This is a genomic window from Pseudomonas sp. P4_C4 (assembly GCF_056402055.1).
On the sequence record NZ_JBFUID010000056.1, the window covers coordinates 21,346 to 38,062 of the forward strand.

13 protein-coding genes and 1 pseudogene are annotated in these 16,717 nt (G+C 56.2%); 10 read left to right on the plus strand and 4 right to left on the minus strand.

Annotated features, from left to right (window positions below; all coding sequences use genetic code 11):
* Positions 1 to 13: 13 nt before the first annotated feature.
* The 4 genes and pseudogenes from AC1DXW_RS24445 to AC1DXW_RS24460 form a co-directional block, all read right to left on the minus strand.
* Complete coding sequence (locus tag AC1DXW_RS24445; RefSeq protein WP_477755117.1) at positions 14 to 892, minus strand: ParA family protein; 879 nt, start codon at positions 890 to 892, stop codon at positions 14 to 16.
* A 4-nt stretch (positions 893 to 896) separates the two neighbouring features.
* Complete coding sequence (locus AC1DXW_RS24450) at positions 897 to 1,112, minus strand: AlpA family transcriptional regulator (RefSeq protein WP_218497827.1); 216 nt, start codon at positions 1,110 to 1,112, stop codon at positions 897 to 899.
* 113 nt (positions 1,113 to 1,225) lie between these two features.
* On the minus strand, positions 1,226 to 1,963 hold the full coding sequence (locus tag AC1DXW_RS24455; RefSeq protein WP_218497828.1) for a hypothetical protein: 738 nt from the start codon (positions 1,961 to 1,963) through the stop codon (positions 1,226 to 1,228).
* A gap of 892 nt (positions 1,964 to 2,855) precedes the next feature.
* Positions 2,856 to 3,625, minus strand: a pseudogene (locus AC1DXW_RS24460) (transposase); the annotation flags it as partial.
* Between the two features lie 119 nt (positions 3,626 to 3,744).
* Between AC1DXW_RS24460 and AC1DXW_RS24465 the strand changes: the two are divergent.
* The 10 genes from AC1DXW_RS24465 to AC1DXW_RS24510 all read left to right on the plus strand — a co-directional run bounded on the left by AC1DXW_RS24465 (position 3,745) and on the right by AC1DXW_RS24510 (position 16,638).
* Complete coding sequence (locus AC1DXW_RS24465) at positions 3,745 to 4,725, plus strand: LysR substrate-binding domain-containing protein (protein WP_201783881.1); 981 nt, start codon at positions 3,745 to 3,747, stop codon at positions 4,723 to 4,725.
* Between the two features lie 681 nt (positions 4,726 to 5,406).
* The gene (locus AC1DXW_RS24470; protein ID WP_056723405.1) at positions 5,407 to 6,783 is read left to right on the plus strand and encodes an aspartate aminotransferase family protein; all 1,377 of its coding nucleotides are present in this window, start codon (positions 5,407 to 5,409) and stop codon (positions 6,781 to 6,783) included.
* A gap of 496 nt (positions 6,784 to 7,279) precedes the next feature.
* On the plus strand, positions 7,280 to 8,107 hold the full coding sequence (locus AC1DXW_RS24475; protein WP_447902510.1) for a helix-turn-helix domain-containing protein: 828 nt from the start codon (positions 7,280 to 7,282) through the stop codon (positions 8,105 to 8,107).
* 222 nt (positions 8,108 to 8,329) lie between these two features.
* Positions 8,330 to 9,874 (plus strand): ABC transporter substrate-binding protein, encoded by a 1,545-nt coding sequence (locus AC1DXW_RS24480; protein WP_477760562.1) that lies wholly within the window; start codon positions 8,330 to 8,332, stop codon positions 9,872 to 9,874.
* Between the two features lie 178 nt (positions 9,875 to 10,052).
* On the plus strand, positions 10,053 to 11,069 hold the full coding sequence (locus AC1DXW_RS24485) for an ABC transporter permease (protein ID WP_077431837.1): 1,017 nt from the start codon (positions 10,053 to 10,055) through the stop codon (positions 11,067 to 11,069).
* Positions 11,066 to 11,950: an ABC transporter permease gene (locus AC1DXW_RS24490; RefSeq protein ID WP_477756318.1), complete on the plus strand. Its 885-nt coding sequence runs from the start codon at positions 11,066 to 11,068 to the stop codon at positions 11,948 to 11,950. The genes AC1DXW_RS24485 and AC1DXW_RS24490 overlap by 4 nt, the downstream gene beginning before the upstream one ends.
* Positions 11,950 to 12,981, plus strand: a complete 1,032-nt coding sequence (locus AC1DXW_RS24495; protein WP_223531584.1) for an ABC transporter ATP-binding protein — start codon at positions 11,950 to 11,952, stop codon at positions 12,979 to 12,981. The genes AC1DXW_RS24490 and AC1DXW_RS24495 overlap by 1 nt, the downstream gene beginning before the upstream one ends.
* 24 nt (positions 12,982 to 13,005) lie before the next feature.
* Positions 13,006 to 13,962, plus strand: a complete 957-nt coding sequence (locus tag AC1DXW_RS24500) for an ABC transporter ATP-binding protein (RefSeq protein WP_159389621.1) — start codon at positions 13,006 to 13,008, stop codon at positions 13,960 to 13,962.
* Positions 13,963 to 13,968: 6 nt separating this feature from the next.
* On the plus strand, positions 13,969 to 15,207 hold the full coding sequence (locus AC1DXW_RS24505; protein WP_223531583.1) for a serine hydrolase domain-containing protein: 1,239 nt from the start codon (positions 13,969 to 13,971) through the stop codon (positions 15,205 to 15,207).
* 249 nt (positions 15,208 to 15,456) lie between these two features.
* On the plus strand, positions 15,457 to 16,638 hold the full coding sequence (locus AC1DXW_RS24510) for a hypothetical protein (RefSeq protein WP_223531582.1): 1,182 nt from the start codon (positions 15,457 to 15,459) through the stop codon (positions 16,636 to 16,638).
* Positions 16,639 to 16,717 lie beyond the last annotated feature (79 nt).

The window sequence follows — 16,717 nt, forward strand, 5'->3', positions numbered from 1 at the left end:
ACACATCCTCCGATCAGTCGCGACGGATAAGCCGGCTACCGGCTGTTGACGTTTGGCTAGTTTCGTACGCTGTTGGGGAGCTCAGTAGGTCGGTCCATTCTGGAAACAACTCGAGCGCCAGTGCACGCATGACCTCAGCGGCGCAACGGCTATGGCTACCAGCCGGTGGAGTGAAGTCGACGCGGTGCACGGGCAGCCCCAGTGAGGCCGCATTGAGGTAGGCCACCCGATCGGGAATCACTGTGGCGCAGAGGCTGACATGAGGATCGGCCTTAAACGAATCTTGGAGGCTCTCCATAATCAAGCGGGTATCGCGGCGATTGGCGTTAACCTGATTGAGCAACAGCTTCACTGACGGCAACGCGACCCCCAGGTAGCGGTACGGCTCCAATTCCTCAAACAGCCCGAGCGTGCCGCGGCGCAGCTCGCGCGCTGCGAGCATTTCCGGCGGGACTGGGCACAGTGCGCAATCGGAGGCGAGGAAGGCCATCTCCACCACCACGCTGCGCGCGCCTTGGGTATCGACGATGAGCACATCGTAACGATCCTGGAAGGCTGGTAGCAGATTGCGCAGTCGCAGGCGGCCATCGGCCGCTTGCAGCAGCAGGGTGTTTATATGCCCGGCGCGGTCGTTGGACACGATCAATTCAAGGCGTTGAATCACGGTGGTGGTGATCACCTGCTCGTGAGCAGTGAGCCGTTGTGAGATGAGTTCGTAACTGCCGGCGTCTCGGAGCTCGCACAAGGCGTAGTAACTGGACAGCGTCGGTTGGCTGTCCAGGTCCAGCAGCAACACCCGCAAACCTGAGTCGGCGAGCAATCCACCCAGATTGGCGGCGACGGTGGTTTTCCCCGCGCCGCCCTTGGTCGAGATCAACGAAAGAACTTTCATGACCCTAGGCTCCCGTCGACAAGCGATCCTGAACCCACTGCTCAATCTCCAGTGAGTCCCAACCGACGGCACGCGTGCCGATGCGGCGGCATTGCGGGAACAGTCCGGCTTTCATTAGGTTGTAGATGTGCGAGCGTTTGAACCCGGTTTTTTGTTCGACCTCATCACGACGCATGATGTGGCGCTCGGCTAACAGAGGGGCAGGGCTGGTAGATTGCATGGTGTCACTCCGTAGCGCCATGTGGCGCGTGGTGGGATGTGACAATCAGTGAAGGTCGGCAAAGGAGAGAAATCATTGCCAGGCAATGGCGGTCATTGCCTGGCAATTCGGCCTTAGGCCTGTAAGGCCTGGGCCAAATGACGGCGAGCCTCCGCAAATTTCCGATCAAGGGTGCGTTTACTCAGTCCAGGAACACCAGGGAATTGTGTAGTAATGGCCTCGACAACCGCAGCCTGGTTTTTATAGATCGACTGCAGACGGCCGCTGTTGGACTTGCCCAGCGCGACCTCCAGCAGTGCGCCGATGATTGTGTAGTGCACGAAAGCGGACGCCTCGGAGGGGACCTCAAATGTGCCAAGCTGTGCTGATAGCTTGTGATGGTTGAGGGCGTGAGCCTTCGCCTCATCGACAATTGCCGAGTGCGCTTGGCGTAGTTTTTCAATCTCGCGGGCACCGGCGTCTCGCTCCGCTTGCAGGGCCAGATGTGCGGTCAGGCTGACGCATTCGGAATGGTCGATATTCTGGGAAAATAGGAACGCTGGCTTTTCTTCCGGGCAGTTGCGTGCAAACCAAACCCGCAGATCAGAATGGCGGATGGACCAATAGACACGTTCAACCTGATCGATAGAGGTAATGGGTCGTCCAAGGTAGGTCGCGGCTAACTCGCCACAGACGATGGCGTCGTAGATGCGTTCGGCGTAGGCATGGAGAAAGGGCCATTGCGGAAAATGCTTGAGCAGACTACCGGGGTGAGAAAGATCTACCTGCAGAATTTCGCCTTGATGGTCGGCGAGGTTGCACCAGAGGATCGCGGCATCGATAGGGTGATAGGAGCTTCTGATCGAGACCATGGTAAAAGCCTCCTGCTAAATTCGTCCTAGAATCGCTGGCGCGGGCAATCCTTCTAGGCCTCTCCGAGCGAGCCAGATTCCAAGCCTCAATTGGATCCAATTATGGAGACAGCTCTACATGGAGATAGTTCGCTGCACGAGACGCGGTTGCAACAGGTTTTGACGTAGTGCAGGGGGCAGCGCCGATCATTGAACAGGCAGTTGACTTACGCGCATTGTAAACTCCGGCTTGAGCGCCTCGATCACATTGAGCATCTTGGTGTTGGCACTGATGCGATTTTGACCCTGCCTTTACTGGGTCAGATCTCTGTGAGCGGCAACAGGCTTGAAACGGTTGTGTCCAGTGAAGGCGTATGAGGATTGGCTGACGTTCAGTCAATTACAGGCGAGGCCGGTTTGCCGTTTGTTTGGAGGCCCTGTCGATGACGGGAACCTATGACTCGTAGAGCCAAATTTTTGACAAATAGTATGTAGCGCCCAATTGCCTGCGGATTCTAAGGATCAATCACCGCACGCCAAAAACCCCAATTTCAGTTTTTGGTCCGGTGCTGTTTCGGTGCAGCGAACCATTGTAAATTGCGCAAAGGCTATCGCTCGTAACAGCTCGGTGAGTATCGCACGGACGCAAACTCAACGCCTGTAGGTCTGGTTACGGCATCCTCCGTCGTTCACCCACTTATATCCGGCCGTCAGCCCTCCAAATGGAGCAATGGCAAAGGGCTGCGTTCGGCTGATTCTGTTGAAAAAAGTCGGATTTTCATCTCGCCTGAACTCAAGCACGACCACCACCGGAGAACCTACTCACCACATTGAGTGGTTTCTCGGCACTTCGTTGACCTTTGTTGCTTTGTTATTGGGATAATTTGAGGTTTTTGGCTTAGTGCAGGCGCATCTATCCTGTGACTGGTGGCCCGTGAGATGTCAATTTGGCCGGCCGTCGTAGGCTCTGCACCGTAGCGCCAGCGTGAACTCATCGGTCGCGCCACTCATGCCACGTAGTCTCAGGCGATCCAGTTTCAGTATGCGCTAGAGGGTGGACAAACATCATTTCGAACCTCTTACGTTCGTGGCGAGAGCGCACGTATTACGCCCTCGCTGCGATGCGCCGATCCACATCACGAGCGGCTTCATGGAAGCTGCGAGCTTGCGAAACAACACTTGGCTTTCATCGGACAAGCTACGCAGTCGGTCTGCCAGGATCGGAAGATGATGGTGTTGGCTTTGGTGAGGTGCAAACGCTCGTTCTTGGAGGCTCGCCATTCGCGGCGTAATAAGTTGCCGGCTTGGCAGCGGTATTCCTCGGCCTCTTCATTCCAGTGAAAATCGTAACTCGAAAAGCTATCGTTCTTGCGCTCAGTTTTGTCCCACACCGGCACATTCGGCTCGATGTCTTTTTCCTCCACCACCCAGGCCAGCATCTGCGCAGTACCGTAAGCGGTGTCGCCAATGAGGCGTTCCGGCTTGATGTCGAACTGCGCTTCGACCCGATCGATCATCTTCTTGGTGCTCTCGACTTATGGTTCGATCAGCCGGTGTGGGTTCCACATCCACGATGACGCCGTGCTCGGTATCGATCGGATAGTTCGTGGAATAGGCGTAGAACGCCGAGCGACCTGAGGCTGCGGTTCAGCGGGCTTGAGGATCCGTCAGCGATAGGCGCTTCGTCATAGACCTCTGTGCGTCTCTTCGGGAACGAGCCCCGGATTTCATTTCGCACAGGAGGGGTTTTCGGCATTATGACGTTTAAACTTGTGGAAACACTCACTTTCAAGGAGGCATGCTTGCGCAAAACCAAATCGCCAGAAGAGGAGCTAGAAAGTGGCGCCAAACGCGGACGTCTACCGCCGCTTTCGATGGTCCGCGCCTTTGAGGCAGTGAGCCGGCTCGGCTCGATGCGCAAGGCTGCGGATGATCTCAATGTCGGCCATACAGTCGTTTCCCGCCATGTGCGAAATCTTGAATCCTGGCTTGGCACGCGACTTGTGGATGCTGGACCACGAGGCATTCGGCTGACTACGGAAGGCAGGCTTTTTGCCGAGACTGTGGGAATGGCTTTCGACATGATCGCCAAGTCGACGGCGGAATTGCGTCCGGCGGTAAGCCGCTCGGTTTTACGAATCTGGTGTGTCCCTGGTCTCGCGACGCGTTGGCTGGCGCCGCGTTTTAACCAGCTCCAACTTGCGCTGCCCGGTATTGATTTCGTCATGCGCGCGACCGATCTAGAGCCCGATTTCGCGCATTACGACGCCGATGTCGATATCCGTTATTTGGATGAGCCGAAGGGGAATGTGCGCTGGATTTTGCTGGAAAGGCCGCGGATTTTCCCGGTCGCTAGCCCGGACTGGATCAGCAAGAACGCACCCATCCGCTCTCTTGACGATCTTGTGAGTCAGCCGTTGATACATGAGGAAAGCCGCGATCAATGGCGACAATGGTTCCATCAGGCTGGCTATGGGCATGAAGTAGTGTTGAACGGGCCGCGGCTCTGGTCAGCCAATCTTACGGTCGACGCGGCCCTAACAGGGCAGGGAATCGCACTCGCGACACGCCTAATTGCCGCTGATGATCTGCGCACCGGGCGGCTGGTCGAGTTGCTTGGAACCGATGTTCGGCTCGGAGGCTATTATTTAGTTGGACCGCGTGAGCGTTGGAATGAAGTGACATTGGCGCGCTTCCGCGCTTGGATGCAGCAGTCTATCGCGGAGACGACGGGTGGCCAGTCAGCTGGTGTGATAAGTCAACACGATTGCGCTGAAGAATAATTTAGCCGTCAGGTAAAAGTTCGGTTTGATACTTGAGTAGATCCAGGTCAAATAGCCTCAAACTGATCTTCCGCTCAACACATGCGCGCATGTTCCTCCTGCCATTGACGCTGGCTCGTCAAAGTTTCGTCCATTCACAAAAGTATCTCCCAGTTATTGTCGCAACCGCGCTCATTCACCAACATGCTATGCACGCGCCCATCACGAACGGACCCGTTGCGAATGACTGGCGAATGACCTTCGACAATCGGCTTGGGGGGGCGCTGTCCGCTAGTTTCGCTGTTAGTGGCAAAGACTTGCCGTTTATGGCGATTTGCTCTGGATAACGATCCGTTCGGAATGTACGAAGCTCATGGGGGAGGAATTCCTCCGTACTAGCTATGGAGTGGTGACATGAAGGCACCACTGAGGAAGTAATAAAGTGCCTGTCTGAGCAGGAGAAACTGTATCAAACTCAGCTCTCAAATGAGTGGGCACGGGCTGAATATCAAAAACAGCGAAGGGGAAAACCACGTTAGAGCACAGCGATTCTCATGCCATAACCGCGTTATAACCAAGTGCCGCAAGCTAGTCTGGAACGACTGTGTTCCGGACTAATTTCCCAGCCAAAACTTAAATCCATACCCCGCCAAGTTGCTATTAAGGTGAGCGGGGTCGTCACTTTCTTTCTTGGAGACACCCATGTCCAATGCCACTGACACACTGTACGCGAGGGATATAGCCCATCACCTTCATAGCTATACCGATGCGCGGATGCACGAAGGTGTCGGTCCGTTGGCAATTGAGCGCGGGGATGGGGTTTTCGTCTATGACACCGAGGGGCGTCGCTATATCGAAGCCATGTCGGGCCTGTGGAGTGCGGCACTTGGCTTCAGCGAGGTGCGACTGGTCGAGGCGGCCATGACGCAGATGCGTAAGCTACCTTTCTACCACACCTTTACTCACAAAACGCATCAGCCTGCCGTGGATCTCGCGGAGAAGCTCATCTCGCTGGCGCCGGTGCCGATGAGCAAGGTTTTCTTTACCAACTCCGGTTCTGAGGCCAACGACACGGTGGTGAAAATGGTTCGTTACTACAATAACGCCCGTGGCCTGCCGCTGAAGAAAAAGGTGATATCCCGCATCGGAGCCTACCATGGCGTGACCATCGCTGCGGCGAGCCTAACTGGCTTGCCGAACAATCATCGTGCTTTCGACCTGCCTATGATGGATATAGCGCATGCAATGTGCCCGCATCACTATCGTTTCGGCGAACCCGGCGAGTCGGAGGAGGCATTTTCGGATCGTCTTGCAAAAGGGCTCGAAACCCTCATCCAACGCGAAGGGCCCGATACAGTGGCTGCGTTCATCGGCGAACCTTTGATGGCGGCCGGTGGGGTTATTGTTCCTCCGCGCGGCTACTGGCAAAAGATCCAGGCGGTTTGCCGCAAGTACGATATTTTGTTGGTAGCAGACGAGGTCGTCTGTGGATTTGGCCGCACTGGCAACATGTTCGGCTCGACTACGTTCGGCATCGAGCCAGACATTATGGTGCTGTCTAAACAGTTGACCTCGTCATATCAACCGCTTGCAGCAGTGTTGATCAACGAACGGATTTATCAGGAGATCGCGGGGCAAAGTTCGACCATTGGGACCTTTGGACACGGCTTCACCGCGAGCGGGCACCCAGTGGCTGCGGCAGTGGCGCTGGAGAACATCAAGTTGATTGAAGAGCGACACCTGGTAGAACACGCGGCCGAAATGGGGGCGCGACTGCGAGCTGGCCTTTCGCAATATGCTGACCACCCGTTAATCGGGGAAATCCGAGGTGTCGGCTTCATTGCCGCCGTTGAGCTGGTCGCAGATAAATCGGAGAAAACCCGGTTCGAGCCGCTTCGCCGGGTCGGTAGTTATTTCAATGCTCGCTGCCAAGAGCACGGCATGATTGTCCGCAACATTGGCGACAGCATTGCGTTCTGCCCACCCCTGGTCACTACAGCGGAAGAAGTCGACCTGATCATCAACTGTTTCAGCAAGGCGTTGGAGGATACACAGCGGTGGCTGGCGCAGGGGCATTGAGTACGGGTACGGCTCGACTTTGATAGGTTTGGCGTCGTATCGCGGACGATTCTGTGAGAGTAGGCAGCGGGCCTGCTAAATGGCTTACAGGCAAGCCCGTTGTAGTATTCACGGAAAATGCCACGACATATATATGTTAGAGCCCTGATTATTCGGGGCTTTTTCGTTGGTGCCTGCCCCGGCCTCGCCTGCACCGGTGGTGTTAATGAAGACCACAGCGGTGACATCTTGGGTAGCAATGGGCGCGAATTACAAATATGCAGCCGATGTTAATTCTGCCGATGGGTCAGGAATCGCTGGATAAGCTTTTGTATTTGTTGAATATTTCCTCACCTAGTCGCTATGGTCGGGCTCAATGCTCGCGTCGATCACGGGTTGGCAATGCCGAGCTTCTGCGCCACTTTCAGGCACTGTCTTGCACTGAGCTTTTGAAGCCGTGACCCCAAGCGACGATTAGTTCAGCATGTTGTCAATTCTGGCGTTAGGAATACTCTTTATGGTCAGTTCCAGTTCATCTCAGTCGATGCAAGACTTCAGTCAAAACTTGCGCCTTCTCTGCGGATATTATAAGTCGGTGGCGAAGGTATGCCGCTCCCTTGATATCAACCGCCAGCAGTTCAACAAATACTTGGGGGCGCAAGCGACTCCCTCGTCCTTTACCCTGCGCAAGATCTGCACTTTTTTTGGGGTGGATGAGGAGGAAATATTCTCCGAGCATGAATCCTTCCGCGCTCTGCTCAACAGGCAACGCACGGCGCGAGAGCCGGACAGTGCGGTACCAGCCGATTTTTTTCCGAGCTCCGCGCAGGCGTTGTCGAAGTACCAGGGTTACTACTTTGTCTATTTGATGTCGCCTGCCGCGCCGGGGGAGGTGATCAAGTCGATTACCCGCTTGACCCGCTCCGGCGAAAAGATCCTGAGTAAAACCTACGAGCGGATGAGGCTGGGCGATGACCAGATGAACAGTTTCGGCATCAATAAATATCGTGGGTTCTGCTTTGCCTCATCGGATCTGATTTACATCGTCGAGCGCGAGTACCTCTCGTCCCGGGGCTATATCTGGTCAGCGCTTTATCCCTCCTATCGCAGTCGTTTCCGTTTTCTCAACGGCTTGGTACTCGGCGTTTCGGGTGACAATTTCCGCCGTCCTTTTGGTGCCCATATTGTATTTGAGCACCTAGGCGAGTCGATCGACCTGCGTAACGCTCTCACCAGTTGCAGCTGTTTTCCGATTGATGCCCCTGAGATTCCCGACGAGGTGAGGTCGCGGCTACTGGTACATCCATCAGAAGGTGAGTTCAACCTCGTCCCTCCGCTGTTTTAGTCTTTTTTTAAAGTTGACGCTAGGTGACGCTTTGGGGCGTCACCTGGCGTTTTTTTCTTCGTGCTCGCGAAATTGAGCTGGCCGTGCGGCAGATCGATAATGCCATACACCACTCAAATGTCAGTTTCGTTAACGGCCAATCACATCATTCATTCCAGTTGAATGAGTGCCTGTTTCTACAAGTGATCCGCTGGGCCCGCCATAAAAATAAGAGGAACACCTATGGAATTCAAAAGAACATTGATGGCGGGGTTGATGGCGCTGTCCATTACTGCGCCATTGACCAGTGGTTTGGTGTATGCGGCAAACAATACCTTGGTTGTCGCTGATCGAGCCTCTTTCAAGGATTGGGATCCAGCCTCGGCCTTTTCGGAGGAAGTGCGGGTACTGGGCAATATCTACGAGACACTAGTCGTATATAACGCGCCAGGCAGTGCTGAGGAGTTTTCCCCCGGGCTTGCCACGTCCTGGGAAAGCAGCGACAACGGCAAGACCTGGACCTTCAAGCTGCGGCACGGCGTTAAATTTCATGACGGTTCGGCCTTTAATGCCGCAGCGGTCAAAAAGTCCATTGATTACGTCAAGGAGCTGAAACAGGGCGCTGCATTTGTATGGAAAGGTCTGGATGCCGTCGAGGCCCTCGCTGACGATACGGTAGTGCTCAAGTTTAAGAGTCCCACTCCGGCCAATCTGATCGCGGCAGGTCAGTATGCCGCTTACATCATTGCCCCGGCGGCGGTGGAGAAAGGTCATGACTGGATGATGGCTCCCAACGCCATCGGTACCGGTCCCTACAAACTTGGGCAGGTCGAACAGGGCCAGCAAGTGGTGCTTGAGCGATTCGATGGCTACTGGGGAGGTTGGAAAGAAGGGCAATTTGATCGGGTTATCGTGAAGGTCGTATCCGAAGCCGCCACTCGTACCCAGATGATCAAAAATGGCGAGGCCGGTGTCGCTTGGGATATCCCTCTTGATCAGCTCAAGGTGTTGGGAGAGAACCCCTCCATCAAGGTGAGCACCGCGCCTTCGTGGAAGAACTTTCAGTTTTTGATCAATACCCAGAAGTACCCTACGAACAACCTGGCATTTCGTCAGGCGCTGCAGTACCTCTGGGACTATGAAAGTGTCACCAAAGATATTTTGCATGGCTACGGCAGCGTTCCCAAGGGGCCTTTGCCCACCAGTATCTGGGGGCATGCCAGCGTGCCTATGGCCTCTTACGATCTGGATAAAGCCCGACAATTGTTGGAAGCCTCCGGTGTACCTAAGCAGGACTGGAAGGTCTCGATGCAGTACATCAGTGGCATCTATGCAAACGCTGCTGAACTATTTCAGGCGACGGCGTCTCAGGTTGGCGTTGAGGTGGAGTTACTCCCCGGCGAGTGGGGTGTGATCTGGGATAAGGCAAAGAAGCTGGATACCGCTCCCAACATGCAATCTATGGCTTGGTGGCCGACGTATCCGACACCCAGCGATTGGCTTTTCAGTGAGTTCCATACAGAAAAAACCACGCTATTCAATCTGTCTCACTACAGCAACCCAAACTTTGATCAGTTGATCGAAGAGGCGGCGGCGTTAGAGGGCAGTGATCGGGCCAAGTCCACTGAAAAGTACGTGCAGGCCCAGCAGATACTGGCCAAGGACGCTCCTGCGATCTGGTACGCCGACGTGCAGCAGATACGTGTCTCCCGCAAAGACATCAAGGGTATGGAAAAGAGCCTGAATCCTGCTTATGAGGCGATTCTCTACTACAACCTGAATCGCTGAATGCTTAGTCGTCTTTGATGAAGTGGTACGTGTAATACCTGATTTGCCATGTAAATCGATAACCAGGCAGTTAGTTAATTTGCCTGGTCATTCCCTCAAGGGTTAATCCGCTTTTGGGGTTTTTATGTAGGGCGTAAGAAGTCAGGGTCAAGTTTTTTAGCCACAAGGGGTATTCCAAATGGCGAAGTATATAGCTCAGCGATTGATAGTGATGTTCTTCATTCTTTTGGGAGTGTTGACCATCACCTTCGTTCTGAGCCGAGCTCTTCCGGGTTCCCCGGTAGAAATGATGCTGGGAAACCACCCCACGGTGGAGCAGATTGCCGTCGCACGGGAAAAACTGGGGTTGGATAAGCCTCTGCCGATCCAATACTTCAGTTACATCGGTGATCTTCTGCGAGGTGATTTTGGCACTAGTCTGCGCACCGGGCGGCCGGTGATGGAGGAAGTGGTCAGGCGGGTTGGCGCGACTTTTGAACTGACATTCCTGGCGATGTTCTGGGTGGTGGTGCTAGGGGTGCCGATCGGTGTCATCTCGGCGGCGCGGCAGAACTCAGTGGTCGATAATGCGGCACGAGCGGGGTCCATCGCAGGGACGGCGTTTCCAGTTTTCATCCTGGCCATGGGCTTGCAGTTATTGTTCTACGGCAAGCTCAACTGGCTGCCCCTGCAAGGACGTATCGATGCTTCCATTCTTCTCGATAGCCCTTTTGAGCGTGTGACAGGCTTTTACCTGATCGACACTCTGCTGGCCGGTAATTTCGTAGCACTGTGGAGCGCCATCAAACACCTGACGCTACCCGTGCTCACCCTGGTCATCGTGACCTTGGCCACTGTCACCCGGATCACCCGCAACATGATGGTGGAGGTGTTATCCGAGGAGTACATCCGTACGGCCGTTTCTTACGGTGTACCCAAGTGGCGTATCCATTACGCCTATGCCCTGAAGGCGACAATGATTCCGCTCCTGACAGTGGTGGGCCTGACCTTCGGTTACCTGCTCGGTGGTGCGGTAGTCGTTGAGTTCATTTTCGATTGGCCTGGCCTGGGCGGCTTCGTGGTGTTTTCAATTGCCCAGAATGATTTCCCCGCTGTGATGGGCGCCACCCTGGTGCTGGCCACGACGTATCTGTCGATCAACCTGATCGTTGATCTCTTGTATCACCTTGTTGATCCGAGGTTGCGAGTCCAATGAGTATCCAAGACGTATCCCTGTCCATGCCCTCGCGAGCCCCATCATGGCGTATCAAAGCCTTGGCGTTTGCCAGCGATAACAAGTTGTTTGTATTCGGCGCGCTGTTATTGCTGCTGATCATCCTGGCGGCAGTCTTCGCCCCCTGGCTTGCACCTTATGAGCCGAACAAGATTGTCTTTTCCCAGAAATTGCTGGCACCCAACTGGGCACACTGGATGGGCACCGACGAGTTTGGTCGCGACATTCTTTCACGGGTGCTTTATGGCGCACGCACCTCGCTGATCATCGGAGTGAGCGTGACTCTGATTGCGATGCTGATCGGGATTCCGATCGGGCTTGTTTCCGGTTACTTCGGTGGTCGAGTGGATACGCTGCTGATGCGTTTCACAGATGTGTTCCTGGCCTTTCCACCGCTGTTGTTGCCGATCGCTATCACCGCTGCGCTGGGATCGGGATTGGCCAATGCCATGTTAGCGCTCGCTGTCTCCTGGTTTCCCTGGTACGCGAGGATCATGCGCGGTGCGGTAGTACGGGTTCGGTCAGAAACCTATATCCATGCCGCCCGTTCCATGGGCGTCAGTCACTGCCGTATCTTGCTTCGCCATGTACTGCCCAATGCCACCACGCCTGTGATCGTGCAGGGGTCCATGGACTTTGGTTACACCATTCTCGCCGCTGCCTCGCTGAGCTTTATCGGGCTGGGGGCCAAGCCGCCCATGATCGAATGGGGGCTGATGGCCGCAGCGTCGCGCTCGCAGTTACTCGAGAATCCCTGGACGGTGCTGTTTCCCGGAGTGGCGATTTTTGTCCTGGTGCTGGCCGTCAACCTGGTAGGTGACGGGCTGCGCGATGTGCTTGATCCAAAGAAGGGGATGCGCTGATGATCGACGAATCCTTGCAGTATTCGACTATTGAGCGTCTCGCCGCTGCGAATAACGACGCAGCTCAAGACCTGGTGCTGGAAGTGGAAGGGCTGACGGTGTCCTTCCCAGGTTTGTTCAAGACCGTACAGGCCGTACGCGGCATCGACCTTAAGATAAGGCGCGGCGAGATCCTCGGGTTGGTGGGGGAATCGGGCTCGGGCAAGTCAATGACGGCCATGTCCTGCCTTGGATTGATGCCTGAGGCCGCTCGGCTGGGAGGCAGTGTCAGGGTCGCCGGACAGCAGGTCAACGGCGCGTCGGCGTCGCAGCTGGCGGTTTTGCGTGGCGGTGGCGCGGCGATGATCTTCCAGAATCCGATGAAGGCGCTCAACCCGTTCTTCACCGTCGGGCGGCAGATGATCGATGTCATCGGCTGCCATCGGCAACTGAGTAAGGCAGAAATCCGCGCCGAGGCGCTGAGCTCGCTGGAAGCGGTGAGCATGCCCGACCCCTCTCTAGCGCTAGCCAAGTACCCGCACCAGATGTCTGGCGGTCAGTTGCAGCGCGTGGTGATTGCGATGGCGCTGGCCTGTCGGCCAAAACTGCTGATCGCCGATGAGCCGACCACGGCGCTGGACGTCACAGTGCAGGCGCAGATCATCGCCCTGCTGCGCAAACTGGCACGGGAGCAGGACCTGGCGATTCTGTTTATCACCCACAACCTTGGGGTAGTGGCTTCGCTCTGTGACCGGGTGGCGGTGATGTATGCCGGCGAAGTGGTGGAGAGCGGTCCGGTGGGCGAGGTGTTCAAGCGACCTGCACACCCCTACACCCTGAAGTTGATGGGCACCGTGCCCAAGTTGGGGCAGGGACCCCAGCCCCTGGGCTTCATCCCGGGGCAGGTGCCGAACATGGCGGCTCCCCCGGCTGGCTGTGCCTTCAACCCACGTTGTGAACGCGCCACCGGACGCTGCAATCAGGCTGCGCCGAGGGTTGTCATCGGCAAGGAGCACTGGGCAGCTTGCCACAACATATTGGTCAAGGTGTGAGGCTTCTTTGAAAGGTAAACGGCTATGAATAACAACAAACAGCCCGCACTGTTGAGCGTCAATCAGTTGCACAAGACCTACGCCAGCCGCGATGGCCTGGTGACCGCCATTGACCACATCAGCCTGGAGGTGCAGGTCGGTGAGACGGTCGCGCTGGTGGGGGAATCCGGTTGTGGCAAAAGTACGGTGGCCGCGACCTTGCTCGGTCTGCTGCCAGCCGATAGTGGGCAAATTCTGGTCGAAGGTCGGCCGCTGCCCACTGATGCCAGGGCGCGGGGCAGGAGCTTGAGTATGGTGTTCCAGAACCCGTATGCCTCGCTGAACCCAAAAATGACGATCAAGGCGATTGTTGCCGAGCCGCTGAAGGTTGCCTTTGGTTTGCGCGGTAGCGCCTTGCACGCGCGCATTCTCACGCTGCTGGGAAATGTGGGGATGGGCGAGGAGCACATGGAACGCTATCCCCATGAATTCTCCGGTGGCCAGTTGCAGCGTATCGCTATCGCCCGGGCCCTGGCGCTGGAGTCAAAACTGCTGATCCTCGATGAGCCTACGGCGGCGCTCGACGTGTCGGTCCAGGCCCAGGTGCTGCAACTGCTCAAGACGCTGCAGACCGACAATGGCCTGAGCTACCTGTTCATCAGCCACGACCTTGCGACGGTCGAGTATCTGGCGCAGCAGGTGCTGGTGATGTACTTGGGGCGCATCGTCGAGGCCGGGCCTGTGGAACAGGTGTTCGGCCGACCGCGTCATCCCTACACTCGTGCGCTGCTCAATTCAGTGCCCTCCATCGACCCGGAGCGCCGTGACCAGTTGCAAATCCTGAGTGGCGAGATCCCCAGCCCCTTGAACCGGCCTGCCGGGTGCCACTTCGCGCCCCGTTGCCCGCGGGCCAGTGAGCGTTGTCGCCGAGAGGTGCCAGCCGAGACCCAGGATCACGGCCACCGCTTTTCTTGCCACCACCCTCTGAACGATGAGAGCTGAACCCCTATGTACAATAAAAAAGACATGACCGCTCCCGGCATTGGTTATCAGGACCTAAGTTTGATGCAGGGCTATCCGCCGCCCCGGGAAAAGCAAGTCGGCCTGCATAATTGGGACAGTCCGCCCTATAACCGCTGGTCGTTCCAGCACATCAGCCAGTTATTTCCGGTGGCCGCTATTCATCGCAGTCCCGGGCCGGTCACCGAACTCGAGCGCAACGAACGCTCACTGGACGACGTACGTTTCCAGCGGGTCGACGGCGGACAAACCGATCTGGCGACCTTCTTGACCGATAGCTACACCGATGGTTTTTTGGTGCTTCATCAAGGCAAGGTGGTTTCGGAGCAGTATTTCAACGGTATGCAGCCGCACACGTTGCATCTGTTGCAATCGGTATCCAAGACCGTCGTCGGTAGCTTGGTCGGCAGATTGATCGGCCAGGGCAGAATCGATCCCCAAGCGCGTGTCAGYGACTATGTGCCCGAGCTTTCGGCAAGCGGTTATGGCGACGCTCGGGTACAGGATCTTCTGGATATGCGCACGGGAGTGAGATTCAGGGAGGACTACACCGATCCTGATGCTGAATTCATTCAGTTGGATATCGCCTCGGGTTGGCGTGAACGGGGAGAGCGAGAGTCACCTGACAGCATTTATGGTTTGTTGAAGTCGCTGAGTAAGGACCGTGAGCATGGCCACTACTTTGAGTACCGCTCAGTGGATACCGACATGTTGGCCTGGGTTTGTGAGCGGGCTTGCGGCGAGCGGCTGCCCGTTTTACTGAGCCGGGAAATCTGGTCAAGACTGGGGGCAGAGCAAGACGCGAATATCACCCTCGATAGCGTTGGAACTGCATTGGCCGATGGCGGGATGAGCGCCACGCTGCGTGATCTGGGGCGCTTTGCCCAAATGTATCTGCAGGGGGGACGTTTCAACGGCCAGCAGATTGTTCCAGAGGAGTTTGTGCGTGAATGCGGCCGTGGCTCCACACCGGCTTTTGAGGTTCTCTATGGCTTTTACGTCAAGAGCTTTCCTGGCGCGGCATACAGTAATCAGTGCTGGGTATTGGACAGTGAACTAGGTACCTACTCGGCGCGCGGAGTATTTGGGCAGAGTATCTATTGGGATCCGGCCTCTGAAGTGGCAATCGTAAAACTTTCCAGTTGGCCGGACTTTATCAATCCAGAGTGGACGTTGAATACCTTCCGTGCCTGTGCGGCAGTAGTTGAAGAACTGCAACGCAGCTGACGCGGGAGTATGAATGACCGCGGCTTGTCAGACACCTCCCAGCCTTAATGAAGAGGTGCCATATACAGGCTCTGCATAGCTACACCCAGACCCTGCAGGCCGCCGGCGGCTGACCCTCCCGGCCCGCACCTGGACGCTGTTAACAGCCTTCGTCCTGGCGGGTCTTACCCCTTTTATCCAGACCGCGCTTTTGCCGTGGCCGGGATAGCTGTTGCCAAAAATAAGACCTAGAGAAGAGACGGAGCGACCATGAACTTGAATACAACCCGGGCCTTGCGCTCATTGACCCCACTGGCGCTATTGGGCGCCCTTTCCAGCCCTGCGATGGCGATCCAGGTTACCGATAACCTTGATCTCGGTGGTGCCGTCCGGGCGCGTTGGGACTATGACCCGGATCGCGACATCCAGACGTTCAACTTCGACACCGCGATCCTCAGCGCCAAGTACAACTCCGACACCTGGATTGGCGAAGCCAAGTACCGTTTCTACGGTCGAGCCTACCCTTACAAGTACACAAATAATGTCGGTGACGTCCAGTTCGCCGAGTTGGCGTGGATCGGCTACAAGTTCAACCCCGACCAGCAGGTCCAGGTCGGCCTGAACCAGCTGCCGTTCGGTTTGCAGCCGTACTTCGGCAGCACGTTCTATCAAACCCTGGGCAGCGTCATAGGACTGGAAGACATCGAAGAAGTCGGTGCCAAGTACATCCAGCAAAGCGGCGACTGGAATGTTCAGGCCGGTTATTACCTGCGCCCGGCCTGGCAGGGCAAAGGCACCAGCAACGGTGAAACCTACTCCACCGTGGTCTCCGAAGCGGACAGCTATGTCACCGACGGCAGTAACAACCAGGAACGCAACACAGTGGTCCTGCGGGTGGCCAAGGCGCTGGACCTGGGGCCGTGGAAGTCTGAAGTCGGGATCTCCGGCCTGACCTCGTCCCTGGAGAACCGCGACACCAACAACGATGGCCGGCGCAATGCCATGGCGGTGCACTACATCGGCAAAAACGGTCCGTGGGGCGTGCAACTGCAAGCCGCGCGACAGCAGATGTCCCCGCGCAACCCTGGCACCGATGAACTGGTGACTTTCGGCGGTTACGACGGCACCTTCAACGTCGCCAGTCGCGGCAACTTGTATGTGGCGGATTTGAGCTACGACGTCAGCGGCAAGTACCTGTTCGATCAGATCAGCGGTGTGAAGCTGTACGCCAACTACAGCGCCTTCGATAAGTCCGCGGACGATTTCAAGACCTCGCAACGGATGATTTTCGGCACCTCGTTCTCCCTCAGCAAGCTATGGATCGCCACGGAATGGTTGTACGGCAAGAATGATCCGGTCATCGGTGGCGGCAGCCTTACCCAGAGTCTGGGGGCTGGTGGTAGTAACCAGTGGGAAAACCAGTTGTACATGAACATCGGTTATTACTTCTGATCCGGATTTTTTGGCAACAGCCTTAAAGTCCTCTTCGCGAGCGGGCTCGCTCCCACAGGTTTAGCGCATAACCTGTGTG

What these genes read in the sequence shown, in the direction of transcription:
- AC1DXW_RS24445 (WP_477755117.1), bottom strand. Translation starts at nt 892, where the DNA reads ATGAAAGTTCTTTCGTTGATCTCGACCAAGGGCGGCGCGGGGAAAACC.
- AC1DXW_RS24450 (WP_218497827.1), bottom strand. Translation starts at nt 1,112, where the DNA reads ATGCAATCTACCAGCCCTGCCCCTCTGTTAGCCGAGCGCCACATCATG.
- AC1DXW_RS24455 (WP_218497828.1), bottom strand. Translation starts at nt 1,963, where the DNA reads ATGGTCTCGATCAGAAGCTCCTATCACCCTATCGATGCCGCGATCCTC.
- AC1DXW_RS24470 (WP_056723405.1), top strand. Translation starts at nt 5,407, where the DNA reads ATGTCCAATGCCACTGACACACTGTACGCGAGGGATATAGCCCATCAC.
- AC1DXW_RS24475 (WP_447902510.1), top strand. Translation starts at nt 7,280, where the DNA reads ATGGTCAGTTCCAGTTCATCTCAGTCGATGCAAGACTTCAGTCAAAAC.
- AC1DXW_RS24480 (WP_477760562.1), top strand. Translation starts at nt 8,330, where the DNA reads ATGGAATTCAAAAGAACATTGATGGCGGGGTTGATGGCGCTGTCCATT.
- AC1DXW_RS24485 (WP_077431837.1), top strand. Translation starts at nt 10,053, where the DNA reads ATGGCGAAGTATATAGCTCAGCGATTGATAGTGATGTTCTTCATTCTT.
- AC1DXW_RS24490 (WP_477756318.1), top strand. Translation starts at nt 11,066, where the DNA reads ATGAGTATCCAAGACGTATCCCTGTCCATGCCCTCGCGAGCCCCATCA.
- AC1DXW_RS24495 (WP_223531584.1), top strand. Translation starts at nt 11,950, where the DNA reads ATGATCGACGAATCCTTGCAGTATTCGACTATTGAGCGTCTCGCCGCT.
- AC1DXW_RS24500 (WP_159389621.1), top strand. Translation starts at nt 13,006, where the DNA reads ATGAATAACAACAAACAGCCCGCACTGTTGAGCGTCAATCAGTTGCAC.
- AC1DXW_RS24510 (WP_223531582.1), top strand. Translation starts at nt 15,457, where the DNA reads ATGAACTTGAATACAACCCGGGCCTTGCGCTCATTGACCCCACTGGCG.